At 73.2% G+C, this 26,026-nt stretch carries 20 protein-coding genes and 1 pseudogene; 9 read left to right on the top strand and 12 right to left on the bottom strand.

Annotation, left to right across the window (positions count from 1 at the left end):
- The coding region (locus ABZ495_RS34380; protein WP_359839812.1) for a hypothetical protein at positions 1-446 on the bottom strand (446 nt) is incomplete at its 3' end.
- A 762-nt stretch (positions 447-1,208) separates the two neighbouring features.
- Between ABZ495_RS34380 and ABZ495_RS34375 the strand changes: the two genes are divergently transcribed.
- Together ABZ495_RS34375 and ABZ495_RS34370 are read left to right on the top strand one after the other, a co-directional pair.
- Complete coding sequence (locus ABZ495_RS34375; RefSeq protein WP_359839810.1) at positions 1,209-2,411, top strand: FAD-dependent oxidoreductase; 1,203 nt, start codon at positions 1,209-1,211, stop codon at positions 2,409-2,411.
- Positions 2,408-3,325, top strand: a complete 918-nt coding sequence (locus ABZ495_RS34370; RefSeq protein WP_359839808.1) for an RNA polymerase sigma-70 factor — start codon at positions 2,408-2,410, stop codon at positions 3,323-3,325. The genes ABZ495_RS34375 and ABZ495_RS34370 overlap by 4 nt, the downstream gene beginning before the upstream one ends.
- A 161-nt stretch (positions 3,326-3,486) precedes the next feature.
- On the opposite strand, the gene ABZ495_RS34365 is transcribed toward ABZ495_RS34370, so the two are convergent.
- The 11 genes and pseudogenes from ABZ495_RS34365 to ABZ495_RS34315 all read right to left on the bottom strand — a co-directional run.
- Complete coding sequence (locus ABZ495_RS34365) at positions 3,487-4,002, bottom strand: hypothetical protein (protein ID WP_359839806.1); 516 nt, start codon at positions 4,000-4,002, stop codon at positions 3,487-3,489.
- Between the two features lie 302 nt (positions 4,003-4,304).
- The gene (locus tag ABZ495_RS34360) at positions 4,305-4,781 is read right to left on the bottom strand and encodes a hypothetical protein (RefSeq protein ID WP_329491633.1); all 477 of its coding nucleotides are present in this window, start codon (positions 4,779-4,781) and stop codon (positions 4,305-4,307) included.
- 171 nt (positions 4,782-4,952) lie between these two features.
- Positions 4,953-6,392 carry an oxygenase MpaB family protein gene (locus tag ABZ495_RS34355; protein ID WP_359839816.1) on the bottom strand — a complete coding sequence of 480 codons (1,440 nt, stop codon included), beginning with the start codon at positions 6,390-6,392 and terminating at the stop codon, positions 4,953-4,955.
- A 128-nt stretch (positions 6,393-6,520) separates the two neighbouring features.
- On the bottom strand, positions 6,521-7,210 hold the full coding sequence (uppS, locus tag ABZ495_RS34350; protein ID WP_359839814.1) for a polyprenyl diphosphate synthase: 690 nt from the start codon (positions 7,208-7,210) through the stop codon (positions 6,521-6,523).
- Positions 7,211-7,815: 605 nt separating this feature from the next.
- A complete protein-coding gene (locus ABZ495_RS34345) occupies positions 7,816-10,548 on the bottom strand; it encodes a DUF6493 family protein (RefSeq protein WP_359839804.1) in 2,733 nt (910 codons plus the stop codon).
- 528 nt (positions 10,549-11,076) lie between these two features.
- Positions 11,077-11,331 (bottom strand): hypothetical protein, encoded by a 255-nt coding sequence (locus ABZ495_RS34340; RefSeq protein WP_329491630.1) that lies wholly within the window; start codon positions 11,329-11,331, stop codon positions 11,077-11,079.
- Positions 11,328-12,488 carry an inorganic phosphate transporter gene (locus ABZ495_RS34335; RefSeq protein WP_359839802.1) on the bottom strand — a complete coding sequence of 387 codons (1,161 nt, stop codon included), beginning with the start codon at positions 12,486-12,488 and terminating at the stop codon, positions 11,328-11,330. Before ABZ495_RS34335 ends, ABZ495_RS34340 begins: the two co-directional genes overlap by 4 nt.
- A gap of 364 nt (positions 12,489-12,852) precedes the next feature.
- Positions 12,853-14,028, bottom strand: a complete 1,176-nt coding sequence (locus tag ABZ495_RS34330) for an NlpC/P60 family protein (RefSeq protein WP_359839800.1) — start codon at positions 14,026-14,028, stop codon at positions 12,853-12,855.
- Between the two features lie 305 nt (positions 14,029-14,333).
- Positions 14,334-14,594 carry a hypothetical protein gene (locus ABZ495_RS34325; protein ID WP_359839798.1) on the bottom strand — a complete coding sequence of 87 codons (261 nt, stop codon included), beginning with the start codon at positions 14,592-14,594 and terminating at the stop codon, positions 14,334-14,336.
- Positions 14,591-14,902, bottom strand: a complete 312-nt coding sequence (locus ABZ495_RS34320; protein ID WP_359839796.1) for a DUF6247 family protein — start codon at positions 14,900-14,902, stop codon at positions 14,591-14,593. The genes ABZ495_RS34325 and ABZ495_RS34320 overlap by 4 nt, the downstream gene beginning before the upstream one ends.
- A 330-nt stretch (positions 14,903-15,232) precedes the next feature.
- Positions 15,233-15,556, bottom strand: a pseudogene (locus tag ABZ495_RS34315) (SDR family NAD(P)-dependent oxidoreductase); the annotation flags it as partial.
- 605 nt (positions 15,557-16,161) lie between these two features.
- Here ABZ495_RS34315 and lanL point away from each other — a divergent pair.
- From lanL to ABZ495_RS34280, 7 genes are all read left to right on the top strand, one after another.
- The gene (gene lanL / locus ABZ495_RS34310; RefSeq protein ID WP_359839794.1) at positions 16,162-18,858 is read left to right on the top strand and encodes a class IV lanthionine synthetase LanL; all 2,697 of its coding nucleotides are present in this window, start codon (positions 16,162-16,164) and stop codon (positions 18,856-18,858) included.
- 5 nt (positions 18,859-18,863) lie between these two features.
- Entirely contained in the window at positions 18,864-18,983 is a 120-nt protein-coding gene (locus ABZ495_RS34305; protein ID WP_329491624.1) for an ALQxL family class IV lanthipeptide, read from the top strand.
- A 29-nt stretch (positions 18,984-19,012) separates the two neighbouring features.
- Complete coding sequence (locus ABZ495_RS34300; RefSeq protein WP_352297073.1) at positions 19,013-19,132, top strand: ALQxL family class IV lanthipeptide; 120 nt, start codon at positions 19,013-19,015, stop codon at positions 19,130-19,132.
- A 763-nt stretch (positions 19,133-19,895) separates the two neighbouring features.
- The gene (locus ABZ495_RS34295) at positions 19,896-20,849 is read left to right on the top strand and encodes an ABC transporter permease (protein ID WP_352297078.1); all 954 of its coding nucleotides are present in this window, start codon (positions 19,896-19,898) and stop codon (positions 20,847-20,849) included.
- Between the two features lie 48 nt (positions 20,850-20,897).
- Positions 20,898-21,983 carry an ABC transporter permease gene (locus tag ABZ495_RS34290; protein ID WP_359839792.1) on the top strand — a complete coding sequence of 362 codons (1,086 nt, stop codon included), beginning with the start codon at positions 20,898-20,900 and terminating at the stop codon, positions 21,981-21,983.
- Positions 21,980-24,133: an ABC transporter ATP-binding protein gene (locus tag ABZ495_RS34285; protein ID WP_359839790.1), complete on the top strand. Its 2,154-nt coding sequence runs from the start codon at positions 21,980-21,982 to the stop codon at positions 24,131-24,133. The genes ABZ495_RS34290 and ABZ495_RS34285 overlap by 4 nt, the downstream gene beginning before the upstream one ends.
- 154 nt (positions 24,134-24,287) lie before the next feature.
- Complete coding sequence (locus ABZ495_RS34280; protein ID WP_359839788.1) at positions 24,288-25,988, top strand: ABC transporter family substrate-binding protein; 1,701 nt, start codon at positions 24,288-24,290, stop codon at positions 25,986-25,988.
- Positions 25,989-26,026 lie beyond the last annotated feature (38 nt).

The raw sequence follows: 26,026 nt of genomic DNA, 5'->3' as shown, positions 1-26,026 counted from the left end.
ACCAGCGCGTTCAGCAGCGCGTTGATCCCCATGATCAGGTGGTAGGCCATGACCGGGTCGTCGGCGATCCGGAACGCCGGGGAGATCAGCAGCGGATAGCCGCCCGGGATCACCACGCCGACCGGCATCTCGGTGGTCGGCCGGCCGGCCAGCACGCGGGCGAGGACCAGGTAGGAGTCCTCGTCAGGGTGCACCGAGGGGTAGCTCAGGTGCCGGACGAGCACCAGGCGGAAGAGGACCTCGACCGCGTATCCGGCCACCAGGACCACCGGCCAGAACCAGCGCCGGCCGCGGGCCACCTCGAACCGCAGCGCCACCAGGCCCAACAGGCCTGACAGGCCGTCGGCGGGACGGGCGGGCCCGGTGGTCTCCGTGGCACCGGCCCGGCCCACGTCGGGGACGGCGGGCCGCGGCAGGGTCTGCGGCTGCGTGGAGCGTTGTGTCATGCAGCTACATATATAGGCTACCGACATATAATGTCCAGAAGAGCAACCCGCCGCGGCGGCGGACCCCGGAGCACCGCACGCCGACGGGGCGTTCGGGTGCGCACCGAGGCTCCGGGCGCTCCGGCACGAGTCCGCGGAGCGCCCGAAAGACACCAGGAAGAACGAAACGGAGCCGCACTCCGGTTCAGCGCCCGCCCTTCGCAAGACGGCGGCGAGGACACCCCACCGGGGTGACGCCCACCGCCGTCGTGGCCGGGACACCCGGACCCCGGCGACGGGCAGACCCCCCGCCAGCCCTTGGTGGCCACGCAGGCGGTCTCGGTGGCGAAACCCCAAGCCGGGGCGGCGTCCCACGGGATGTCCAGCTCGTCGTCTGTGGCATAGACGCAGCCGGCGCCGCGGGTGAAGGCCGTGTCCAGGGTGGCGCGCATGGCGGTCGCGTCCGGGGCAGGGAAGTTACGTGGACGCCTCCAGTCCCTTCGACGGCCGGAGCCGGACCGACGGTGGGCACGGCCGGGCGGCGTGCGGAGGGACCGGAGCCGCCGCCGACCTGCGGGTCCCGCCGTTCCCCGACCCCCCGCGACGCCGAGTCGATCATGGTTGAATGCTCTGCGTTGCGGCACTCGGGGGGCTTGTGCCGCGCACCCGCGCACTCCTCTCGGCGATGTGACACGGGTCACTTCGGCCCCGTGTCACGAACGGGAGGGCAGCTCGCGTCTGGTGGTTGTCCGCACGGCGGGAACGACCGACACGAAGGCGACGATGACGATGACGAACACGACAGCAACACGGCAGCACGAGGTCCTGGTCCTGGGAGCCGGCTACGCCGGACTCTCCGCGGCGATCCAGCTCGCGGCCCGCACCCGCAAGCGCGCGGATCTGCGGGTGACGCTGGTCAACCCCGACGAGCACTTCACCGAGCGGCTCCGGCTGCACATGACCGCCACCGGCCAGCAGACGGCCGCGATGAGCATCCCGGAGCTGCTGGACGGCACCGGTGCGACCTTCGTCCGTGGCTGGGTCACCGCCGTGGACGCCGGGGCGAAGACCGTCCGGATCGACGACGACCGGGTCCTGCGCTACGACACCCTGGTCTACGGCCTGGGCAGCGTCGCCGACACCGACGCCGTCCCCGGCGTGGACGACCACGCCCACACCCTCGACAGCCCGCAGGACGCCGCGCTCCTCGCCGACCGGCTGGCCCGGCTCGGCGGCGGGACCGTCGTGGTCGGCGGCAGCGGACTCACCGGCGTGGAGGCCGCGGCGGAGATCGCCGAGCGGTACCCGGAGCTCCGGGTGGAGCTGCTGGGCCGTCAGGAGCCGGGCGCGACCATGCACCCGAAGGCCAAGGCCCACCTGGACGCGGCGCTCGCCCGGCTCGGTGTGCGGGTGCGCGGCGGCGTCGAGGTGGTGAAGGTCCTGCCGGACGGCGTCGAACTCGCGGACGGCACCGTCCTCCCCGCGGACGCGGTGCTGTGGACCAGCGGCACCCGCGTCTCCCCGCTGGCCGCCGCCGCCGGCCTGACCGTCGACGAGCGCGGCCGCGTGGTCACCGACCCGGCCCTGCGCTCGGTCTCCCACCCGGACGTCTACGCCGTGGGCGACGCGGCGGCGGTCCGCCAGGGCTACGGCGTGATGCACGGGACCTGCCAGAGCGGCATGCCCACCGGCGTGCACGCGGCCCTCTCGATCCTGCGGGTCCTGGCCGGCAAGGAGCCCAAGCCCTTCCGCTTCGGCTACTACCACACACCCGTCAGCCTGGGCCGGCACGACGCCGTCGTCCAGTTCACCCACCCCGACGACACCCCGCGCCGGCTCGTGCTGACCGGCAAGCGGGCCGCGAAGTACAAGGAGACGGTCAGCGCCGCGCCATGGCCGACCTTCGCCCGCATGAAGAAGATGCCCGCCTCGGGCGCGTTCTGGCCGCACGGCGGCCGCTACACCAGGATCCGGAGCGCCAAGTGACCCAGCCGCGACAGGACGACGCCGACCAGCTCGTCTTCCAGCAGTACCGCACCCTGCTCTTCTCCGTCGCCTACCGCCTCCTCGGCACCGCCGCCGATGCCGAGGACGTGGTCCAGGACGCCTGGCTCAAGTGGTCGGCGGCCGACCGCTCCCAGGTCGCCGACCCCAAGGCCTACCTGGCCCGGATCGTCTCCAACCTGGCGATGGAGCGGCTCCGGTCGACCCGCCACCAGCGCGAGACCTACGTCGGCCCGTGGCTCCCCGAGCCGATCCTCACCCTCCCGGACACCGCCGAGGACATCGCCGCGGCCGACTCGGTCTCGATGGCCCTGCTGGTCGTCCTGGAGACGCTGAGCCCGCTGGAGCGCGCGGTGTTCGTCCTGAAGGAGGTCTTCGCCTTCAGCTACGCGGAGATCGCCGAGGCGGTTGAGCGCTCGGAGCCGGCCGTGCGCCAGGCCGGGCACCGCGCCCGCGAGCACGTCCAGGCCCGCCGGCCCCGCTTCACCGCGGACGCCGCCCACCGACGGGACGTCACCGAGCGGTTCTTCGCGGCGACGTCGGGCGGTGACATCAACACCCTCATGGAGCTGCTCTCCCCGGACGTGACGCTGTGGACCGACGGCGGCGGCAAGGTCCGCCAGGCCCTCAAGCCGGTCGTCGGCCTGGAGACGGTGGCCCGCTGGTTCGCCGCGCTCGGCAGCGTGACCTACCAGGGCATCGAGCCCGGGCAGATGCGGGCGGAGCTCACCTCGATCAACGGCGGCCCGGGCCTGGTCTTCCGCGGCCCGGACCGCGTGGTCGCCACGCTGACCTTCGAGTTCGACCCCGAAGGGCGCATCTCGACGATCCACAACGTGGCCAACCCGGACAAGCTCCGCGCCGTCGGCGACGGCACCCGCCACGACCTGCGCTGAGCCGCCGTGGGTCGCCGGCGCTCTCCGGGCCCCGCGCGCCCGGTCTGCGACCTCACTGTCACGGGAGCGGTACCGGGCACGGGCCGGGCGGGTGCGCGAGCGGCCGCCGGGACGGTGCCCACGTCGTGGACGCCGCCCCTGACGGCCGACGAGGCCGCGGACTACCAGCCGCCGGAGGTGGTGTGGAAGCCGCCGGAGGTGGTGGCCGTGTCGGCGGCGCGGGTCGACGGGAGGTCGGAGCCGGAGGTGCTGATCCGGGCGCCGCCCCGGCCCGGGGCCTGCTGGCGGCCGGCCGACTCGGTACCGGCCCACCGGGGCGCGGGGGCGGACGCGGGGGCCGCCGGGGGGCGCGGGTCCTCCCGGTCGATCCGCAGGACGAGGCTGCGGCCGCCGGGATAGCCGCTCCGGTCGCGGTCGGTGCACCGGACCACCTGGCTGTGGGTGCCGCCACGCTCCTCCCAACGGCCCACGACGGCGCGGATGCTGGGCCCCCAGACGCCGTCGTGCTCGTGCTCGACGGCGAGCTCCCAGTCCGCGGCATCGATCAGCTCGCTGGCACCGACGACGCCCGGCACCACGACGGTGCCGCCGCCCCGGACGGTCGCCACGGCCCGTTGCGGCCGGTCGGCCTGCACGCCGGTCACCGTGATCCGGTGGGCGCCTCGGTACTTCGGCATCTGTCACTCCCGCGGGCTGGTTCGACTGTTCCGTACTCCTCCTCCCTTGAACGGCCCGCGACCGGGCCAGGGTTCGCCGCCGGGCCGATGCCGGGCCGGTTCCCGGCGCGGGGCACGGGTGAGGAGCAGGGAGCGGGCCGGGGAGAGGAGGCGCGGCCGGCGGAAGTGGGCTGCGCCGCAGCGGAGTTCCGTCGCCGCCGGTCGCCCCGACCGCGGCGACGCGCGTTCGTCGGGCTCCCACCGCACCGCGGTCCGGCCGGTCGGTGGGGGCAGGCCGGGCCCGCCCCCACCGGAGGCCGGGGTCAGTAGACCAGGATGTCCCAGTGGTTGCCCTCGTTGCAGTAGAGGTTGCCCGACGCGGCCTTCCACTGCGGGTAGCCGTCACCCCGGTAGCCGATGTAGGTGAAGGAGTTCTGGACGTAGGCGTCGATGCAGGAGTTGCGGGAGATGTCGACCTTGTAGCCGTTGTAGTGGCTGTACGTTCCGGAGGCGTGGCCCACCTCGGTGCCACCCGTGATGTTGATGGCGCAGCCGCTGGACTGCTTCAGGGTGATGATCGTGCTCACCGTGCCGGAGTTGATCTGCTCGAACGACGTGCAGGTGGAGTTGGACCGGGTGGTACAGCCGCCACTGGAACTCCACGTGATGCCGGCGTTCCTGAACTGACCGGCGGCGGTCGACTGCGAGACCTTGGTGCCACTGGCGCCGGCCGTGGGCGCCGTGACGGCGAGCCCGGCCAGGGCCAGGGCGATGACGGTGGCTGCGGTGCGGGGCTTCATCTGCGTCTCCCGGTGAGGGCGCTGAACCTCGGACCGGGCCAGGATGGCCCCGGCGCCCTCTATGCGAGTAGACCCCGTGCTGTGAATTTCCCGTGACGGCGGCGTGACCGGGTCGCCCCGAGCGCCGCCGCCGTGCCCGCCGACGTCCCCCGCCTCACCGCCCCGGCCGGATCACGCCTGGGCGAGCAGCGGGTCGTAGGCCGTGGAGCGCTGACGGCCCGCCATGAAGGCGAGGAAGTCCTTGATGAACGCGGCCCGCGTGTACGTCCCGTTCGAGTCGAGCAGTTCGCGGTGGAAGCCGGTGCGGAAGAGCGCGCGGTACTCGTCCGCGTCGATGCTCTGGTTGCCGTCGGCATCGGTCACGTCGAACAGCACCTCGGCGACCCGGATCAGGGCGGGGCCGGCGAGGGAGGGAACCGCCTCCGCGTACTCCTGCCGGCTGACCCGGCCGTCGCCGTCCGTGTCGAGCGTCGACTGGAGCTCACGCCACCAGGCGGCATAGGCGTCGTAGAGCCTGGTCTCCTCCGGCTCGTCCAGGTCGAGGCGGCCGGACAGCTCCCGTGCCATGGCCGCCAGGTCGGGCCAGTCCAGGTAGCCGTTCCCGGTCTGGTCCAGCACGGTGTCGAAGAACTCCTCCGCGCCGCGCCGCCCGGCACCCGCCCGTGTCGACCGCCCCGACGGCCTCCCGGCGCCGGGCCGCTCGGGCTCGTCCGGGAGCGGGGTGACCAGTCGCAGCAGGGCACCGAACCGCTTCATCCCGTCGCCCACGGCGGCCAGCGCCCTGGCCCGGGGGTCGTCGCTGTCGGGTGACAGCGAGATCAGGTCGAGAAGGTTGTCGGCGGTGACCCAGCCCTCCGGCAACAGGCGCGCCGAACCGAGGGCCAGGTAGGCGGCCTGGCTCAGGGCCTGGGCGCCGGGGACCTCGGTCAGTCCGGCCCGCCTGCGGAACGTCTCCGGCAGGGAGGCCACCGTGACCACCCCGATCGCCGGCCCGGCGAGGGCCCGGCCGGCCGCCCACAGCGTCGGCACGCCCTCCAGCAGGGGAGGCGCCGGAAGGTGGTCGAAGAGGTGGTACAGGATGGTTCGCAGCGCCTCGGTGTTCTCCAGCTCCTCCTCGACCACCCGGTCGTAGTACGGCCAGAAGTCCCGCAGGGAGGCGGGGAGCTGGCCGGAGGAGTCACCCAGCAGCGCCTGGAAGGCCAGGAACTGCGCGTACAGCTCCTCCATCGCGGCCTGGTCGAGCGGCCGCCCGCTCCAGCGGAACATGGTGACGGCGCTCTCGAACATCGTGGCGACCACCCACGCGCGGGCCGCCGGGTCCATCGCGTCGTAGGGCCGGTTCGCCGCGTCGGTGCCGCTCATCCGCGCGTGCATCCGGTTGAGCCGGGCCACCTCCCGGTCCCGGGCCGCCTCGTCCGCACCGGTCACGCGCTGCAGGCTGCGCAGGGTGTTGGTCATCCGGCGCCAGGGGTGGGTGAGGAAGGTGGAGCTGTCGACCAGGGCCGCACCGATCTGCGGGTGGGCGGCTTCCAGGACCGTCGCCCGGATCATGGCCACGGCCCAGCACGGGTCGTCGAAGAGGCGGTGGAACCGCGTGCCCGGGCCGAACAGCGGTCCGGGCCGCGCGGTGGACCCGGCTCCGGGAGTGGCTCCGGGTGTGGCAGTGGCCCCGGCTGTGGGGGTGGCTCCGCTTCCGGGGGCGGTGTGCTCGCCCTCCGGGTGATCGTCGGTCGTCCGGGTCACGATCCGGCCTCTCCATTCGTGTCGGCCGCCACCCCGCCGAAGCGGCGGTGGCGTCGCTGATAGGTGTTCAGGCACTCCAGGAAGTGCGTCGCCCGGAAGTCGGGCCAGAGCACCGGCGGGAAGATCCACTCGGCGTAGGCGACCTGCCAGAGCATGAAGTTCGAGATGCGCTGCTCCCCGGAGGTCCGGATGACCAGGTCCACGTCGGGGGTGTCGGGGAACGGCAGGTGGGCCGCGAAGCCCTCCTCGTCGAGGGTCTCGGCCGCCGCACCGCTGCGGATCAGCGAGCGCGCGGCCTCGACGATGTCCCGGCGCCCGCCGTGGTCGAACGCCACGGTCAGTGTCATGCCCCGGTTGCGGCTGGTGAGCGTCGTCAGGTCCGCGAAGTCGCGGGCCAGTGCGGCCGGGATCCGAGGATCCGCGCCGCCGAGGAAGCGGCAGCGGATCCCGCGCGCGTGCAACAGCGGAGCGTGCTTGCGCACGACCCGGCGCACCAGGTGCAGGAGGTAGTCGACCTCCTCGCCGGGGCGGCTCCAGTTCTCGGTGGAGAACGCGTACAGGCTGAGCCACCGGACGCCGGACGCCCGGGCCGCCTCGATGACGTCGATCACCGTCGCCTCGGCCGCGCGGTGACCGGAGGTGCGGGGCAGATCGCGCCGCGCCGCCCAGCGGCCGTTCCCGTCCATCACACAGGCGACATGACGTGGCACCGGGGCCGAGCGCTCCGCTGCGGCCGGCCGGGGCACGGCCGCTCCCCCGGGCGGCGCGAGACCTCCGAAGACCTGCTCCACCACCACTGCCGCCCCTCCGCTCGCCACCGACCCGCGATCTCCGCGAGGCCGTCATGAGCGTGCCGGGGCCCGGGCCGTACTGTCCGGCGATCGGGCGATCTTCACCCGATCCGGTGATGGCGGGGCCTCCCGCCACCGCCTGCGGCACCGGAGGCCGAAGGGCGGCCCGGGTGCTCAGAGGTCCAGACCGGCCTCCAGCTGCCGGGTCGGTCGCCCTCGGCCGCCCGGCGGCGTACGCCGGGCCGGCCCGGGACGGACCGGCGTGCGCCGGACTGCGAGGTGATGACCGGACGGGCCGTCAATTCGCCTGGATCGAGGCCGACGGCGTCCCGTTGGGCGAACCGGCGGAGCCGGCGTACTTCCAGCCGGTGATGACGGTCGCACCGGTGGACCCGGGCGGCGCGGACCGCGAGGCGGCGCGGACCGCGAAGCGGTGCGGTGGACGACGACGACGGCGCGCGCCGGCGCCCGGGCCGGGCCGTCGACAGCCCGCGCGGCCGTCACCCCGTCAGGATTGCGGCCAGTCGGGCCGATTCCGCCCGGACGCGAGCCGGCGCCCCCGCGGCGCTCAGGGCGTCGAGGGCCGGGAGCGCGTCACGGATGCCCTCGGCCACCGCGCACTCGGCGGCGAGTACCAGCGCGTCGGCCAGTCCTCGCCGGCCGGGCTCGGTGGCGAGCTCGGTGATCACGGCCGTGAGCACGGCCCAGGTCGTCCGGCCCGCACCGGTGCGGGCGGCCTCGGCCAGGACGGGCAGCACCCGGTTCGGCTTGGCCGCGGACAGCCTCCAGAGTGCCGCGATCCATCCGCCCAGCAGATCCGGCCGGAGCCGGCCCTGGGCGCCCGCCGCCAGCAGGAAGTCCAGCGCGGCGGTGCGGTTGTCCGCCCGGGACGCGGTCAGCCCGTAGGCGAGCAGGAGGTGGCACACCGGTCCGAACTCGCCCGGCACCTCCGCGAGCCGGGGCAGCAGGGGGTTCGGCTCCCGGGGACCGGGCGCGTCCACCCGGAACACCGCGCCCGGGACGCCGTGTGCCGCGACGGTCTCCGGGTGCCACGGCGCCACCCAGGCGAACTGGACGAGCTCGATGGCCGGCGTCGACGGCACGTCCACGAACCGGGCGTACTCGGTGGGGTCGGGGACGGCGTGGAGGAGGCCGGTGACGCCTTCGGGTGCCGGCGCGGCCTCGGGGGCACACGGGGCGATGCGCACGACCGGAGCAGGGCCCCGGCCGACGCCGTCGAGCCGCTCGGGCATGTTCGCGGTCTGGGTGTGGAACCGCCGGGGTACGGGCGGCGCGACGTCCGGCGGCAGTTCACAGCCGAGCCCGGCGGCCGCGGCGCGGACGGCCGGCAGCGCGGGCGGGGCCACCCGGAGCAACGCCTGGGCCAGGTCGGCGGGTGAGGGGCGGGCACCGGCGGTCCGGTACGCGGCGAGCCGGTCGAGCAGCACGGCCGGGTCGATCGTGCCGTCGCCGGCCGTGGGCGTGGCGAGCAGCAGCGGCACCGGCGCCTCCACGGCCGAGCACGCCGCTTCGTGCACGCGCACCGCGGTGACCACACCGAGGGTGCGCATGAAGGCGGGCATCCCCAGCAGCACGGCCAGGCTCGCCCGGGGCGCCTGCGCCTGGCCGGTCAGGGCGTCGAGCAGGACGCCGAGCGCTCCGCCGACTTCACGGATGAACGGGAACCGGCCCGGGTTCGCGGCGCGCCGTGCGGCGAGCGGGGCCAGCGCGGCCCGGAGCGCGGCGGCGTCACGGTGGTGCTCCGCCACCAGGGCGGCGAGCACCACCTCGAACTCACCCGGGTCGGGCACCCGGTCGGCCATCAGGGCGCTCAGCCGCTCGGCGGTGTCGAGCGGCCCCGCGGGTGCGGCGGGCAGTTCGGCGCACGCCACGCGTACCGCCGCGACCGGCGCGCCCGACTGCGGCTCCGCGGGCGGGGCGGGGATCTCCAGCAGGCGGTGGGCTTCGGGCCGCAGGGCGGGTCCGAGATCGGCGGCCGCGGCGCGAACGGCCTCGGCGACGGCGGGTGCGGCGTGCGACAGGTGACGGGCGACGAGACGCAGCGCCTGCTCCTGGACCGCGGCGAGCGGATGGGTGAAAGCCACGGCGACGGCGGGCAGCAGGCCGTCGGCCCCGGCCGGGTCGCGGCGCAGCGCGGCGTCGACCCGGCCCAGTTGGACGGTGGCGAGGCCCTTCTCCGGGCGGGCCAGGACGGCGCCCGTGAGTTCGACGAACAGCTCGGCCGGCAGCCGCTCCGCCACGGAGAGCAGCGCCGCCTGGGCGGCCTTGGCGGCGCCCGGCGCACCGTCGGCGGCCAGCCGGACGTGGTCCCCGGCCCGGGTGAGGATCTCGTCGGCGTCGAGGGCCAGCACCGCGTACAGCCGCAAGAATCCGCGCAGGTTGCCGGGCCGGTCGCCGCGCAGCAGTCGGCCCAGGCAGAGGTCGATCAGTTCGGCGCGGTCGAGCAGTCCCTCGGCCGCCACGACGGCGAGCGACTCGGCCCAGCCGCAGGTCGACAGCGTATCGGTGAACTCGGCCCCGGCGTCCGGGACTTCGAACACCCGACGGGTGAACTCGGCGAGCCGGGGCTGCGCCCGCAGCCAGGAGAGCAGCGAGTGGTGGTGCGGCACCGGTTCGCGCAGGCCCTGGTCGGCGAGCCACTCGCCGATCTCCCGGTGGTGGGAGCCAATCCGGCGGCCCTCGCGGAGCCACCCGATCACGTAGCCGTCGGTGGTGGGGGGTTCGGCGCCGGACCGGAGGGCGAGGCCCTGGGTGATCCGCCACCGGGCGGCGTCGCCCCGTGCGGGCAGCCATGCGGCGAGCCGGCCCGCGAGTTCGCGGTGGAACGCCGCGTCCCGGTGCGGCGCGAGCAGGGTCAGCAGGACGGTGTGGTGGTCGGGGCTGCTGGAGCCGCCGCCCGGCCGCGGCCAGGTGACGTCGAGGAGGCGGCGGGAGGTGAGCCACTCCAACGCCTCGGCCGGGGTGGCGGCAGCGAGGATCCCGGCCAACTGCAGTGCGGCGAGCTGGTCGTACGCGGTGGAGTACCGGCCCCGGTCGCCCGACGAGAGTTCGCGCACCAGCTCGGTGCGGAGCTTGCGCAACGGGGTCCGCAGATGGCGCAGCTCACCGGCGGGCACCGGCCGGAGCCGGTCGATCACCCCCTGCGGGATCCGCGCGGCGATGAGCGCGCGCGTCTCCTCCCAGCTGATCGACTCGCTCGTACGGTCGGTCACGACGTCCCCCATCCGGTCCGGCTGATGATCGTCAACCTAACCCGGCACACCGACAACACCGCAGGCGCGACGGCCACCGGCCCCGGCGGCCACCCCCTCGTCGAGCAGCACCCCCACCCCGGCGCACCGTTCGCCCGGACGGCTGCGGGGCGCCCCCGGGTGACACGGCCCGTCCCGGCCACTCCGACGACCGGGCTCGTCCGAACCGGCGGGGGCACGACTCGGTCCACCACCGCCCGTTCCGTACCGGAAGGTGGGAGCCGGTCGGACCGTCGATCCGCCCGCACCGGGCCTGTCAGTGCCCCGGAGTAGGTTGCGACGCATGAGCCCAGTGAACTCCGAGGCTGCCCGTCAGCCGGCCGGCACCCGTCCCCGTTGTCCCGCCGTCGGCCCGGGGCGCGGCGCCGAGGGGCACCGGCGCGACGCCCGCGCCACCGTCGAGGTCCTTCCGCTGTGGGCCGCCCCCTGGTCCCGCACCGCGCGGGCCCCGGTGGCGGGGTGACGCTCCCTCGCCCGCGGCACGGCCGTTCAGCTGTGGTTGACGATGACGAAGATGCCCCAGGCGATCGCGGCGAGCACGGTGGCGAAGCAGAGTACGGCCACGGCGTAGCCGACCGGTCCGACGGCGGCCGGGGGCCCGGTCACGGCAGACCGCCCGGCGGGGCGGGCCGACGGGTTGAGGGCGCGCAGGCCGAGGGCGAACAGCGCCGGCAGGCCGGCTCCGGCGACGAGGCCCACCACGACGATCCCCCACAGGGCGTCGAGGTTGATCCAGGAGTTCACGAGGCCGCCTCGCCGGCGTCCGGGGCCGGGACCAGCGAACCGGTCCAGGCCTCGTTGACGTTCTCCGGCGTCACCGCCACGGTCGGCCGGCGGGAGGCCGCGAAGAAGGCGATCGAGGCCAGGACCAGCACGATGAAGATCACTACGACGCCGATGGTCCCGCCGATCCCGTGGGCGGCCCAGTAGGTCGCGGCGCCGACCGTCGCGGACGCCGGCAGGGTGAGCAGCCAGGCCACCGCCATGCGGCGGGCGGTGTTCCAGCGCACCACGGCGCCCTTGCGGCCGACCCCGGCGCCCAGGATCGACCCGGTGGCCACGTGGGTGGTGGACAGCGAGTAGCCGAAGTCGGTGGAGGAGAGGATCACCGCCGCCGAGGCCGACTCGGCGGCCATGCCCTGCGGCGACTCGATCTCGATGAGTCCCTTGCCGAGCATCCGGATGACCCGCCAGCCGCCGAGGTAGGTGCCCAGGGCGATGGCCATCGCGCAGGAGGTGATCACCCAGGTCGGGGAGGTGGCGCCGGCCCGGAGGGTGCCGTTGGCGATCAGGGCCAGGGTGATGACGCCCATGGTCTTCTGCGCGTCGTTGGTGCCGTGGGCGAGCGAGACCATCGAGGCCGAACCGATCTGGCCGATCCGGAAGCCGTGGTCGCGCGGGCCGTGGGAGACGTCGCGGGTGAGCCGGTAGACGAGGTGGGTGCCGACCACCGCGACCGTCCCGGCGATGAACGGCGACAGGGTGGCGGGCACGATCACCTTGGAGACCAGCCCCTGCCACTTGACGGCCGAGACCCCGGCCGCCGCCATCGTCGCCCCGACCACGCCGCCGATGAGCGCGTGCGAGGAGCTGGAGGGGATGCCGAGGTACCAGGTGGTCAGGTTCCACAGGATGCTGCCGGCCAGTCCCGCGAAGACCACCACCAGGGTCACGTCGGCGCTGTCGACCAGACCGCTCGCGATGGTCGCCGCGACGGCGGTCGACAGGAACGCGCCGACCAGGTTCAGCGCCGCCGAGAGGGCGACCGCCACGCGCGGGCGTAGGGCGCCGGTGACGATCGAGGTCGCCATGGCGTTGCCGGTGTCGTGGAATCCGTTGGTGAAGTCGAAACCCAGCGCGGTGGTGACCACCAGGGCCAGGACCGCGTCGTTGCCCGTCACGGAGCCGAACCTAGCTTCCGACCCGGACGGACCGGCCGTGGACGAGCCCGGCGCGCCGGGGTTTTCGACCGGACGGGGCCCGGCGGCACGCCGTCGCCGGGCCACCGGGCGCGAAGCACGGCCGGGCCGGCGTCGCCCTCCTCGGGTGATCACCCCACGGGGCTGTCGGTTGCCGCGGGCCCGCTCCTCCGGCGGTCCTGCCCGTCGGTGCGGACACGGCCTCGCCGTGGCCCCGCTGCCCCTCCCCGAGGAGCACGCCGACGGCGCCCCGCCGGGGCAGCGCCTGGCTACGGCGTTGCCCGCGGGCGGCCGGCCCGTGGCGCCAGGGGCGGTACCGAGGCACGGCCGCCCCGGCCACCGCGGCTCAGGCCGGGCGGACCGCGCCCATGTACGGCATCACGCTGATCGGGAGGACCTCGACGTTCTTCCCCTTGCGCGGAGCGTGGATCATCTTGCCGTCGCCGATGTAGAGGCCCACGTGGTGGATGTCGTCGTAGAAGAAGACCAGGTCACCGGGCTGGAGGTCGCCCCGGGCGACGTGCGGGCCGGACTTCCACTGGTCCTGGGATATCCGGGGGAGCTTGACGCCGGCCGCGCGGTAGGCGGCGCCGGTGAGGCCTGAGCAGTCGAAGGAGTTCGGTCCCGTGGAGCTCCACTCGTAGGGCTTGCCGAGCTGGGCGGTGGCGAACTTGACGACGTCGGCGGCCCGGCCGCCCGCGCTCGCCGGAGCGGGTCCGGCGGCGGCTCCGGCAGGGGCTTCGGCAGCGGCTCCGGCAGGGGCGGCTCCCGCCGGGGTGGCTCCGGCGGCCGGGCGCGTCGCGGGTGCCGTGGCGGAGCCCTGCGCGGGCCGCTCGGCAGCGCGCGCGGCGCGGTCGGCCGCAGCGGCCTGCTGGGCGGCGGCCTTGGCCTTCTCGGCGCTCTCCTGAGCGTTGATCCTGGCCCGGTCCTCGGCGCTGAGCTTGTTGAGCAGGGCCTCGGCCTCGGCGAGCTTGGCCTGGATCTGCTTCTTCTCCTCGCCCAGCGACGCGCCCGCGGCGTCGAGTTGGGCGAGCATCGCGGTGGCCTCGGCGCGGTCCTGGTCGAGCTTGCGCTGCGCGTCGCGGGCCTGCTTCAGCAACGCGGCCTGGCTGTCGGCGACCTGGTTCTGCACGGCCGCGCGCGCCAGGTAGCCGGCCGGGTCGGAGTCGAGCATCAGCTGGACGCCCGGGCCGATGCCGTTGCTGCGGTACTGCTCACCGGCCACCGCGCCGAGCGAGGTGCGCAGTTCGTTGAGCGAGTCCTGGCCGCGGGCGACCTTGTCCTGGATGCGGTTGGCGTCGGCCTGGAGCGACTGCCGCTTCTCCTGGAACCCGTTGTAACGCTCGATGGCCTGCTCGGCCTCCCCGTTGAGCCTGTCCACCTGCTCCTTGACGGAGGCCAGGGTGGGCGCCGGCTCGGCGTGCGCCGTCCCGGCGGCGAGCACCGCGCCGCCGGCCACGGCCGTGGTGAGGACAGCGAGGCGGGCCCGGCTCGGACGGCTGGGTTTGCGGTGATTTCCCATGGCGGCGGGCTCCTTCGGGGGACGGAACGTCGAGAACGGTGCTCCACGGCCGTTCCCTCTACAGCACTTGGAACGAGGGGTTCCGCCACTTCGGTTCGATGGATGCCGTCGTTCTGCTCCGTCGGCCTGGGCTGCCCGACCGTCCACGGAGCCACGGCCGGTCGCTGTTCGGAGGACCGGAGCGTCGCCGACCGTCGTCCAGAGCGACCGTAGGGCGCGGCCCGTTCGGGCCGCCGTCGCCGTGAGTGTCGACCCCCGCCGTGAGGGTCGACCCCCGCCGTGAAGGTCGGCCGGCTCCGCGGAGGTCAGCCGAGCCAGACGATGTCGATGACGTGCAGGCGCCCGGCCGGGCGGTTCACCAGGTAGACGAGGCTGAGCTGGCCGACGGAGGCGCAGCGGACGTCTTCGCCTTCGAGGTCGGTGGCGTCCCACTGCGGCCACCCGCAGGGGGTTCGGGAGGCGATGTCCAGCAGGTCGCGGACCGTCCGCTGGGCGTGTGGGGGGAGGTCGACGAAGGTCTTGGCCGCCTGCGGGGACAGTCGGGCCGGCCAGACGCGGTCGCTCACCGGTCCGTCCCGGTGAGTTCGGCGAGGTCGATCCCGTCCTCGTCGTCCGGGCCGGTGGCGACGAACGCGTCGACCACCGGTGCGCTGTCCAGACGGACCCGCCAGGTCCGGACCATGTGGTGCAGCGGGGAGAGGTCGTAGGTCTGACGCGAGTCGTCGAGCGCCTTGGCCCAGTCCCGTTCGAACGCCGGCAGCCACCTGGCTGCCCGCTCGGGCGGCTCGGCGTGGATGCGGGCGAGCAGTCGGGCGGCGGCACGCGGCGCCGGAGCCGCCGGCGCGGCGGGAAGGTGGTCGGGCTGGGCGCTCAAAGGGTCCTCCACTTCGCTGCCGGTCACGGTACGGCAATCGGTGCGGCCGGCGGCGGGACCTCAGCCGGATCTCCCCCGACGTTGGCCGATTCGAGTGCGCCGACAGCCGACGGTCGGGGCCGGCCGCACCGGTGGGTCGGCGGCCATCGGGCAGGCGCTGGCGCACGTCGAGGAGGGCTGCGGACCTGGCTCGATCAGACCCCGCTGCGGTTCGGTGAGTTGGCTGCCCGTCACATCCGACAGACCTTCGGGTCCTGCCCCGGATACAGGGGCAGGACCCGGCGGACCGATCACCGCGTCACCCAGGCCCTGGGGCCGGAGCGCCTGGTACCAGGGCACTGTTCCGCCGTCGTCGAAGAATCCGCCGGTCGGTCCGTCGTCGGGCAGGGTCGCGAGGTGGATCGCGATCGCCGCGCCCTGCTGGGGCGTGCGGACGCCCCGGAAGCCGTTGAGATCGGTGGCGGTGAAGCCGGGACAGCCCGAGTTGATCAGGATGCCGGTGTCGCTCAGTTCCCTGGCGTACTGGACGGTGACGGCGTTGAGGAAGGTCTTGGACGCCAAGTACGCGGCGGGGACCGGGCCCATGTCGATGCCGGGCGTGGTCTGCGGGGTGAGCGAGCCGACGCTGCTGGACATGTTCACGAGGATCGGTGCCCCTCGTGGGTGCCGAGGTCGGCTCCGCCACCCGGGGGGGGCCGGGCGACTTCTCCCCCGGAGCTACCAGGCCCCCCGCCCCGCGCGGACGGGCCGAACGGGCGGTTCACCGCGCGGACCGGGCGCCGGGAGCGTCAACAGGCCCGACGGCGCACCGCGCCGGGCCGGGCATCTCCCGGCCCGTCCGGGCTCCCCGGCCGGCGTCCCGGCCGCCCCCGGGTACGGCTCAGAGCCCGATCGGGCCGGGGCAGGACCGGAACCGGCCCTCCGGTACGGGAACAACCCACTCCTCGCCTCGCCGGCCGACAGTTTCCGAACCTGCGCGCGATTCCCGCTCCGCCCCGGGAACGGGCACGTCAACCCGCCCCCGCCCGCCGGCCGTGGCGGCCGACGGAGCCGTTACGGCACCACGCGCCCAGGCGGACCCACCGGACCCGGCCCGGGGTCGGGACCGTTCGGCGAGCCGTCGACCGGCCCCATGGGGGTTCACGGCCGGAAGATACGTGGTCGTCCCCCATGAACCGGATGTCCCCGCGCCGCCAGGATCAGCGATGCGCTCGGAGGCCGACCGGCTCCGGCAGGGCTCCACGGACGAAGGAAGAACGATGGCAGAGGGGCAGACGGCGGGTCAGGGCTCGGCGGATCCGTACGCCACGTTCTACCCCGACCTGATCGGGGCGGTGCTGCGCCGTCAGGGCGCGCGGGGCTGGACCGTCACTCCCGGGGACTTCTGGTGCCACGTTCGGCCGGACGACGCCGGCCTCGGCCGCCGGCAGGGCTGGAAGCTGCACGTGTCCGCCACCCCGCTCTCCGCCCCGACGGTGCTGACCCGGGCCGCCGAAGTGCTCGTCGCCGCCCGGGCCCCGTTCAAGTGCGCCGGTACACCCGGCCGGCTGACGGAACTCGTCTCCGCCCGCTACGACCGGGGCGGCGGCGGGAAGTTCATCACCGTCTACCCGGACGACGACGACCACTTCCGCCGGCTCGCCGAGGAACTGCACCGGGCCACCGCGCACCTGCCGGGGCCGGGCATCCTCTCCGACCGCCGGTACCGGCCGGACAGCCCGGTCCACTACCGCTACGGGGCCTTCCGTGGCTCCCCCCGGCTCACCAACGACGGTTCGGTCGAACCCATGCTGCAGGCGCCGGACGGGACCTTCGTCCGCGACCGGCGCACGGCCGGGTTCACCCCGCCCGCCTGGGCCGCCTCGCCGCTCCCGCTCCCCGACACTCCCCCGGCCGCCGCCGGGACGAGCGTGCTGCTGAACAACCGCTACGTCGTGCACAAGGCGATCCGGCACGCCTACAAGGGCGGCGTCTTCCTCGCCACCGACCGGCGGACCGGCCTGGAGGTCGTCGTCAAGGAGGCCCGCCGGCACGTCGGGGCCGTCCTCGAAGGCACCGACGCCGGCGACCTGCTCGACCACGAGGCCGCCATGCACGCCCTGCTCGCACCGCTCGGCCGATGTCCGCAGGTCGTGGAGGTCTTCGGCCAGGGCGGCAACCGGTACCTCGTGGAGGAGCTCGTCGCCGGGCGCACCCTGCGCGCCTGGGTGTCCGAGCGGCTGCGCCCCGACCGGGCCCAGGTGCTCGACCTGGCCGGACAACTGCTGGACGTCGTCGCGGCCGTCCACGAACTCGGCCTGGTCCTGCGGGACTTCAACCCCAACAACCTGATGGTCACCCCGGACGGCGAGGTCCGCCTGATCGACCTGGAGTCCCTCGCCCGCCCCGGGGACCACGTCCTGCGCCTGCACACCCCGGGCTTCGGCGCGCCCGAGGTGGTCGACGGCGCACCGAGCGGCCCCGCCCCCGCGCCGGAGTCCGACCTCTACAGCCTCGGCGCCGTGCTGTTCCACCTGCTGACCGGTACCGACCCGGCGCTGGCCCCGGACCGCGGGGCGGCCCGCGGCCGGGACGAACGGACCGCCGCCCTGCTCGCCACCGCGCTCGCCGACCGCCCGGACCTCACCGACCTCCGCCCGCTCGTCCTCGGGCTCATGGCCGAGGACCGGAACCAGCGGTGGACCCTGGCGAAGGCCCGCGCGGCGCTCGCCGCGCTGCCCGCCGCCACCGCGGCCGCCCCGGGGAGCGGCGCCGTCCTGGACGACCGGACCGCGCGACGGCTACTCGCCGACGGGCTGACCCATCTGATGGACACCATGACCCCGCAGGACCCGGTACGGCTCTGGCCCGCCGGCCCCTCCGGCGAGGGGACCGATCCGCTGAACGTGCAGCACGGTGCCGCCGGCGTCCTGTCCGTCCTCACCGCGGCCGCCGCCCACCGCGCCGACCCGCGGCTGCGGGCCAGCGTCGCCGAGGCGGCGCAGTGGATCGCCGCCCGGGCCGGGACCGGCGGACAGCTGCTGCCCGGACTGCACTTCGGCCGCTCCGGCACCGCCTGGGCGCTGCTGGACGCGGCCCGGCTGCTCGGCGACGACGGCCTCGCCGCACACGCCGCCCAGCTGGCCCGCGCCGTCCCGCTGCGGTGGCCCAACCCCGACGTCTGCCACGGCGTGGCCGGCGCCGGCCTGGCCCAGCTCCACTTCTGGCGGACCACCGGCGACAAGGAGTTCCGCCGACGCGCGGTGACCGCCGCCGAACACCTGCTGACCACCGCCGCGCAGGGCCGCTCCGGTGTGGTGTGGCCCGTCCCGGCCGACTTCGACTCCGAACTCGCGGGCATCACCCACCTCGGCTTCGCCCACGGCGTCGCCGGCGTCGCGACCTTCCTGCTCCTCGCCGGACTCGCCGCCGAACGGGAGGACTTCGTCCACGCCGCCCGGGTCGCCGCCGAGACGCTGCTCGCCACCGCACGGGTCCGTGACGGCGCCGCCGCCTGGCCGGTCGAGGACCGCGGCGCCGACGCCCCCGCCCACGCGCCCCACTGGTGCAGCGGCGCCTCCGGCATCGGCACCTTCCTGATCCGCCTCTGGCAGGCCACCGGGGACCCGCGCTACCGCGAGACGGCCGAACAGGCCGCGGCCGAGGTGTACCGCTGGCGGTGGCAGAGCTCACCGGCCGCCTGCCACGGCCTCGCGGGCAACGCCGAGTTCCTCCTCGACCTCGCCGACGCCCTCGACGACCCCCTCCACCGGCGCCGCGCCGAGGAACTCCTCGCCTGCGCCCACGCACGCCACGTCGTCCACGACGGGCTGCTCCTGATCCCCGACGACACCCTGACCAGGGTGGGCGTCGGCTACAACACCGGACTCGGCGGGCCCCTCGGCCTGCTGGTACGGCTCCACCACGGCGGACCGCGCCTCTGGCTCCCCGCCCCCGACCCGGCCGAAAGGAGGTGACCACCATGACCGAGGACGTCAACGCCCTGCAGCTGCTCGACAGCGAGGAGCAGACCACCACCGGCTACATGTGCTTCCCGTTCAGCATCTTCCAGTGCGGCAACTGGAGCATCAACGACATGTGACCACTCCCCCTCCACAGAAGGAGAACACCATGACCGAGGACGTCAACGCCCTGCAGCTGCTCGACAGCGAGGAGCAGACCGGCAGCGGCTACATCTGTTTCCCGTTCAGCATCTTCCAGTGCGGCAACTGGAGCATGGGCGACAACTGAGCCTGACCACGGGGTGAAGCAGCACGACACCCCCGGCGACACCCCACCCCCGGTGCGGGTGACCGAGCCCCCTCGGTCACCCGCACCGGCCCCGTTCCGGGCCCCGAACCTCCGGCGCACACCCACCCGCACGGCCCGGCCTCCGGGGCACCGATGCACCGCGCGCCAGGGCACCCGTCCCGGTCGACCGAAAATGATCGCGCCCGACGCGCACACGTCAACTAAGGTCGACGGGAGACCCCCCTGCCGCAACCGTCCCGACGCTCCCGCGACACCGTCCCGTGGGGCCGGAGTGACAGCTGGGAGGCGGTGAAATGACTGCTCGATCAGGCAGCTCACGGCGTCCGTTTGTTGGCGAATCCTCGCCACTGGCGGGACATGCACGAACATAACCGGACAAACGCTTCGACCGGTGGAACCATGCGTTCCGGGAGCCCCTGAGCCTGCAAAACACCTCGTGGCCTGCGACTCGGGCCGAGGAAGCCATGGTCAAAGAGGGCTGCCACCCAAAGGACTGAACCCTTCTTTACCTAACCTTTGACAAAGCGTCAGTCGACAGCCCTCCGCCCGGTCAGCAAGATGTGCATCCGAGCCGCCTGACAGTGGCGGCCGACCTTTCCGACCATCCGTCCGACATCAAAGACGCTCCACGGCAGTCCGCGCACGGTCCTCCGTCCTCACGGACCCCGGAGTCCTGTTCCGTCGGTGGGCGCGGGTCCGCACGAGGGAGAGAACCGCCTTGGGCCGCTACATGCTCCGCAAGTTGGCCAACTATTTGATACTCGTCATACTTGCGGCGTCTCTCTCGTACTTCGTCGCGGGGCTCAGCCTGCACCCGCAGGCGAACTACGAGGGCCGCAACCCCCCGTTGGCCAAGGCGACCATCAGCAAGACGCTCGACGACGTCAACATGAACCCCGACACCCCGATCGTCAGCCGCTTCGGCACCTGGGCGAACGGTGTGATCCACGGGGACCTGGGCAAGTCGATCGACGGCTCGCCGGTCAACAGCGAGGTGGGCCGCCGGATCGGCGTCTCCACCCGGCTGCTGCTGCTGGCGACCCTGGTCGGCTCGGTCGGCGGCGTCGCGCTCGGCACCATCGGCGCGATCAAGCAGTACAAGTTCTTCGACCGGTTCACGACCCTGGCCTCGTTCTTCGTCCTCGCGATGCCCGTCTTCGTGCTCGGCCTCTTCCTGAAGCTGCTGACGATCAAGTTCCTGGGCGCCGGCACCATCCACTTCACCGGCGAGACGGACGCCGAGTTCGCCGGCCGCTGGGACTTCGCCGCCCTGGGCAACCGGGCCGAGCACATGCTGCTCCCCGGCCTGACGCTGATCCTCATCCAGATCGCCCTGTACAGCCGCTACCAGCGCAGCACCATGCTCGACGTCCTCGGCAGCGACTTCCTGCGCACCGCCCGGGCCAAGGGCCTGCGCCGGCGCACCGCCCTGGTCAAGCACGGCCTGCGCACGGCGATCCTCCCGGTGGTGCCGCTGCTGGTGTTCAACATCGTGCTGCTGTTCGTCGGTGCGACCTTCACCGAGAAGACCTTCGGCTGGCACGGCATGGGCGAGTTGCTGATCAACTCCATCACCCGCAACGACGTCAACACCACGTCGGCGGTGGCCCTGTTCACCGCCGGCCTGGTGCTGATCGCCGGGCTGCTGTCCGACCTGCTCTACGCGGCGCTCGATCCCCGGGTCCGGGTGCGCTGACGCACCCCGCCCCGCCGAGCACCCCAACACCCGTAGAGGAGAGAGAACATGAGCGCCGACCAACCCGCCCCCTCGAACACCTCCGCCGCCGGCGGCGAGGCGGTCTCCGCCCTGGCCGCCGCCACGGCCGGTGTCCCGCAGACCCCGGCCGCCAGCGCCCCGAAGTCCCCCGCCGCCGCCCGCAAGCGGACCGGCCGGGGCCGGCTCACCGCCCGCCGCTTCGCCCGCAACAGGCTCGCCCTCGTCGGCCTGGGCATCCTGGTCGTGCTGTTCGTGGCCGCGTACGCCGGCCCGTCGTTCAGCACGTACGACTACCGCTTCCACGACTACATGGCCTTCAACGCGCCGCCCGGCGGGAACCACTGGTGGGGGACCAACCAGGGCGGCCAGGACCTCTTCGCGCTGACCATGCGCGGACTGCAGAAGTCGCTGGTGATCGGTCTGCTGGTGGGCGGCATCAGCACCGTGGTCGCGGGCTTCGTCGGCGCCTTCGCCGGCTACTACGGCCGCTGGATCGACAAGGGCCTGACCTGGTTCGTCGACCTGCTGCTGGTCCTGCCGAGCTTCCTGATCATCGCCGTGCTGTCGCCGATCTTCCGCAACTCCAGCTGGCTGATCTTCGTGGTCCTGCTCGCGGCGTTCAGCTGGATGATCACCGCACGGGTGGTCCGCAGCATGACGCTGACGCTGAAGGACCGGGAGTTCGTGAAGGCCGCCAAGTACATGGGCGTCCCCGGCCCGGTCATCATCATCCGGCACATCCTGCCGAACATGGCCTCGCTACTGATCATCGACACGGTGATCCAGGTCGGTGCCGCGGTCATCGGCGAGAGCGGCCTGTCGTTCTTCGGCTTCGGCGTGCAGGCACCGGACGTCTCGCTCGGCACGATCATCGCCGACAACACCACCAACGCGCCGACCTTCCAGTGGCTGTTCTACTTCCCGGCCACCTGCCTGGTGCTGATCGGCATCGCGGTCGCGTTCGTCGGCGACGGTCTGCGCGACGCCTTCGACCCGACCTCCGGCGGGGCGAAGTCGAAGGGGCGCCGCCGCAGGGCCCTCGCCGAGCGCAACGCCGCCCGCCGGGGCGCCACGCTCCCCGGCGGCACCCGGGACGTCGTGAGTTCGTCATGACGGACGCGCTCCAGCCCCCGCAGCCCGACACCAGCACCCCCGGCACCAAGGAAGGACTCCGACCGGTGACCGACACCCGGCTGGACAAGCCGCAGCCCGTACTCGAAGTGACGGACCTTCAGGTCTCCTTCCCCAGCGAGGCCGGCGAGGTCCGCGCCGTCCGCGGCGTCTCCTACGCCGTCCGCCCGGGCGAGGTGCTCGGCATCGTCGGCGAGTCCGGCTCCGGCAAGTCCGTCTCCTCGATGGCCGTGCTCGGGCTGCTGCCCGAAGCCGCGGAGGTCTCCGGTTCGGTCCGGCTCGGCGGCCGTGAGCTGCTCGGCCTGTCCGACAACGAGCTCTCGAAGATCCGCGGCAAGGACATCGGCATGGTCTTCCAGGACCCGCTGTCCGCGCTCACCCCGGTCTACTCGGTCGGCACCCAGATCGTCGAGGCGCTGCGGATCCACCAGGACATGACCAAGGAGCAGGCCCGCACCCGGGCCGTCGAACTCCTGGACGTGGTGGGCATTCCGGACCCGAAGCGCCGGGTGGACAACTTCCCGCACGAGTTCTCCGGCGGCATGCGCCAGCGCGCGATGATCGCCATGGCGATCGCCAACGACCCCAAGGTGATCATCGCCGACGAGCCCACCACCGCCCTCGACGTGACCATCCAGGCGCAGGTCCTGGAGGTCCTGAAGAAGGCCCAGGACGTCACCGGCGCGGCGATCGTGATGATCACCCACGACCTCGGCGTGATCGCCGGCTTCGCCGACCGCGTCCAGGTGATGTACGCGGGCCGGGCCGTCGAGTCCGGCGGTGTCGACGAGGTGTACTACCGCCCGCGGATGCCGTACACCATCGGCCTGCTGGGCTCGATCCCCCGGCTGGACAACACCGGTCGCCGGGCCCTGACCCCGATCGAGGGCACCCCGCCGTCGATGGTCGAGCTGCCCGAGGGCTGCCCGTTCGCGGCCCGCTGCCCGATCGCCGTCGAGCGCTGCCGCGAGGTGGAGCCGGCGCTGTCGGTCAAGGAGGGCAACACCCACCCGACCGCCTGCCACCGCAGCCACGAACTGGCCGGCGCGCTGGACCCCGCCACCATCTACCCCGTGCCCGAACTCCCGGCCGCTGTCACGCTGGAGAGCGTGCCGCGCGAGCAGCGCCCCAAGGTGCTGGAGATCGACGGGCTGACCAAGCACTTCCAGCTCACCCAGGGCGCCGTGATCAAGCGCAAGGTGGGCGTGGTCAAGGCGGTGGACGGCATCACGCTGGACATCCGCGAGGGCGAGACGCTCGGCCTGGTCGGCGAGTCCGGCTGCGGCAAGACCACCACCCTGCTGGAGATCCTGGACCTGCCCAGCGGCCAGGCCGGCACCGTCACCGTGTTCGGCAAGGACGTCCGCGGCCTCGGCCGGGCCGACCGCAAGGCGCTGCGCCGGGACATGCAGATCGTGTTCCAGGACCCGATGGCGGCCCTGGACGCCCGGATGCCAATCGGTGACATCCTGGCCGAGCCGCTGCGCACGCACCGCTGGGACAAGGAGCGGATCGCCGCCCGCGTCCCCGAGCTGCTGGAGATGGTCGGCCTCAACCCCGACCACGCCGACCGCTACCCGCAGGAGTTCTCCGGCGGCCAGCGCCAGCGCATCTCGATCGCCCGCGCGCTCGCCCTGGAGCCCCGCCTCGTCATCCTGGACGAGCCGGTCTCCGCCCTCGACGTCTCGATCCAGGCGGGCGTGCTCAACCTGCTGGACGAGCTCAAGGTGAAGCTCGGTCTGAGCTACCTGTTCGTCGCCCACGACCTCTCGGTGGTCCGGCACATCGCCGACCGGATCGCCGTGATGTACCTGGGCCGGATCGTCGAGCTGGGCGACTCCCGGTCCATCTTCGACGCGCCCTCCCACCCGTACACGCAGGCGCTGCTCTCCGCCGTCCCGCTCCCGGACCCGCGCCGGGAACGCGAGCGGACCCGGATCCTGCTCAGCGGCGACCTGCCCAGCCCGGCCAACGTGCCGACCGGGTGCCGGTTCCGCAACCGCTGCCCGAAGCACCCGGCGCTGAGCGAGGCCGAGCAGCAGCGCTGCCGCGACGAGGACCCCGGCGACAGCAGGCTCTCCGACGACCACGTCGCCGCCTGCCACTTCGCCGCCGCCCTCGAAGTGATCTGACCCCACGATCCGACCCCCACGAAAGGGGGCCGGGCCCGGCGGAACGACCCGGTCCGGCCCCACCCGCAAGTCCGCAGTGCCAACCCTCCAGCACCTTCCGCTCCGGCGGCCCGCTGGGTCCATCCACCCTTCCGCACACTCCCTGGGGAATCCCTTGAAGCACACCCGGATCCCGGTCGCGCTGGTCGCCACCGTCGCCACCGCCTCGCTCTGCCTCAGCGCCTGCTCCAGCAGCTCCTCCGGAGGGGACGCCGCTCCCGCCAAGTCCGAGGCCCCGAAGATGACCCAGCGGGCCATGAACGAGAAGGACCGTGCCGACCTGAAGCAGGGCGGCACGCTCAACTGGGCGATCGACCAGCTCTCCAGCCAGTGGAGCCCGCTGGAGGCGGACGGCAACGAGGTCTCCACGACCGACGTCATGAAGGCGCTCATGCCGACCTTCTGGCACTCGGACGCCGGTGGCACCCAGACCCCGAACAAGGACTACCTGCTCGACGCCAAGTCCGAGACCAAGGACGGCAAGCAGGTCGTCACCTGGACCCTCAACCCGAAAGCCAAGTGGAACGACGGCACGCCGATCACCTGGCAGGACCTGGAAGCCAACTGGAAGGCCCAGAACGGCACCAACCCGGAGTTCAAGGCCACCTCGACGACCGGCTTCGACCAGGTCGAGAGCGTCGTCAAGGGTGCCGACGACTACCAGGCGATCATGACCTTCAAGTCGCCGTTCTCCGAGTGGCAGGCGCTGTTCAACAACGCCGCCAACGCGCCGCTGTTCCCGGCCAAGTACGTCGCCACCCCGGACGTCTTCAACACCGCGTACGTCGACAAGATCCCGACCTCGGCGGGCCCGTTCAAGCTCGACAAGATCGACCAGACCGCCAAGACCGTCACCGTCGTCGCCGACCCCGCCTGGTGGGGCCAGAAGCCGCTGCTCGACAAGATCGTCTACAAGGCCATGGACACCAACACCATGCCGCAGGCGTTCCAGAACGGCGAGATCGACTTCTACGACAACGGCCCGGACGCGTCCGGCTACAAGCAGATCCAGTCCACCGCCGGCGGCGAGGTCCGCGAGGCCGGCGGCCCGAACTTCCGCCACTTCATGCTCAACGGCAAGAGCCCGATGCTGACCGACCCCAAGGTCCGCCAGGCGCTCTTCAAGGCCATCGACCGCGAGACCATCGCCAAGTCGGACCTCACCGGCCTGGGCTGGCCGGCCGCCGCGATGAACAACCACTTCCTGGTGCCGAACCAGAACGGCTACAAGGACAACTCGGACGGCCTGAGCAAGTTCGACCCCGAGGCCGCCAAGAAGATGCTCGACGAGGCGGGCTGGAAGATGGACGGCGACGTCCGCAAGAAGGACGGCAAGGAGCTCAACCTCAAGTTCGTCATCCCGGCCGGCGTCACCATCGCCACCAACGAGGGCTCGATGCTCACCCAGATGCTGCAGCAGGTCGGCGTCAAGGTGAACATCTTCACCGCCCCGTCGAACGAGTTCTTCGACAAGTACATCTACAAGTACGACTTCGACATGACGGCGTTCTCGCTGATCGGCACGCCGTTCCCGGCCAGCTCCGCGACCGCGAACTTCAAGACCGACGGCGGCGCCAACTACAGCCAGGTCGGCAGCCCCGAGCTGGACCAGGCGATGGCCGACGCCGCCGCCGCCCAGACCCCCGAGACCGAGTTCGCGGCCATCAACAAGGCCGACGCCGAGGCCTGGAAGGTCGCCGCCCTGGTCACCCTGTACCAGCGCCCCGCCATCTTCGGTGTGAAGAAGTCGGTCGCCAACCTCGGTGCCCCGGGCCTCTCGGACTACCTGTACGAGAACATCGGCTTCACCAAGTAACACGATCCCGGGGCGGGTCGGCCGGAATCCCGGCCGAC

Origin of the sequence: Kitasatospora sp. NPDC005748, assembly GCF_040630735.1 — a bacterium.
Classification (GTDB): Bacteria; Actinomycetota; Actinomycetes; order Streptomycetales; family Streptomycetaceae; genus Kitasatospora.
This window is presented reverse-complemented; position numbering and strand designations above follow the sequence as displayed.

Excerpts from the sequence above, each read along its gene's own strand:
- ABZ495_RS34330 (WP_359839800.1), bottom strand. The coding sequence starts at position 14,028 with ATGGGAAATCACCGCAAACCCAGCCGTCCGAGCCGGGCCCGCCTCGCT.
- ABZ495_RS34365 (WP_359839806.1), bottom strand. The coding sequence starts at position 4,002 with ATGCCGAAGTACCGAGGCGCCCACCGGATCACGGTGACCGGCGTGCAG.
- uppS (WP_359839814.1), bottom strand. The coding sequence starts at position 7,210 with ATGGACGGGAACGGCCGCTGGGCGGCGCGGCGCGATCTGCCCCGCACC.
- ABZ495_RS34360 (WP_329491633.1), bottom strand. The coding sequence starts at position 4,781 with ATGAAGCCCCGCACCGCAGCCACCGTCATCGCCCTGGCCCTGGCCGGG.
- ABZ495_RS34290 (WP_359839792.1), top strand. The coding sequence starts at position 20,898 with ATGAGCGCCGACCAACCCGCCCCCTCGAACACCTCCGCCGCCGGCGGC.
- lanL (WP_359839794.1), top strand. The coding sequence starts at position 16,162 with ATGGCAGAGGGGCAGACGGCGGGTCAGGGCTCGGCGGATCCGTACGCC.
- ABZ495_RS34375 (WP_359839810.1), top strand. The coding sequence starts at position 1,209 with ATGACGATGACGAACACGACAGCAACACGGCAGCACGAGGTCCTGGTC.
- ABZ495_RS34285 (WP_359839790.1), top strand. The coding sequence starts at position 21,980 with ATGACGGACGCGCTCCAGCCCCCGCAGCCCGACACCAGCACCCCCGGC.
- ABZ495_RS34305 (WP_329491624.1), top strand. The coding sequence starts at position 18,864 with ATGACCGAGGACGTCAACGCCCTGCAGCTGCTCGACAGCGAGGAGCAG.
- ABZ495_RS34300 (WP_352297073.1), top strand. The coding sequence starts at position 19,013 with ATGACCGAGGACGTCAACGCCCTGCAGCTGCTCGACAGCGAGGAGCAG.